Raw genomic sequence first — 527 nt, forward strand, 5'->3', positions numbered from 1 at the left:
CGTGGTCTTGCCGCAGCCCGATGCGCCCAGGGCGACGACGAATTCACCCGCGGCGATGTCCAGGTCCACGCCGGCGAGCGCCAGCACCGGCGCGGCCCCGCGCGCGCCGGCGTAGCGCACGCTCAGGCCGCGGATGACCAGATCGCCCGCGCCATGGGCCACGGGCGGCAAGGCCGCAGGGTTTTCGCCCACGGCCGGCACGCTACTTCGCACGCTGCACCCAGGTGGGGTTCACGCCCACCGAATAGTCGGGCAGCACGGCCTGGATGGTGCCCTGCTCTTTCAGGAAGGCGGCCGTGGCGGCCAGCGACTGTGCCGCCACCGACTGCGCGCCGCCGCCCAGCCATTTCGGCGAGGCCTGCTCGGCCGGCGGCACGAAGGCATACAGCGCCAGGCTGGCAGGCACCGTGGGCGCCTCGGCGCCGGTCCACTTCGCCACCGCCTTGACCTGGGGCGAATCGGCCGTCCAGGCGGCCTTCTGGGCCGTGTATGCGCGGTCGGCATCGGCCAGCACCTGCACGAACTGG

2 pseudogenes are annotated in these 527 nt (G+C 73.6%); both read right to left on the reverse strand.

Going from position 1 to position 527, the window contains the following annotated elements:
• Positions 1-162 (reverse strand): annotated as a pseudogene (locus AC27IQ_RS26955) (nitrate ABC transporter ATP-binding protein); the annotation flags it as partial.
• A gap of 40 nt (positions 163-202) precedes the next feature.
• Positions 203-527, reverse strand: a pseudogene (locus AC27IQ_RS26960) (taurine ABC transporter substrate-binding protein); the annotation flags it as partial.

It is taken from the genome of Acidovorax sp. KPB24-07, from assembly GCF_057543315.1.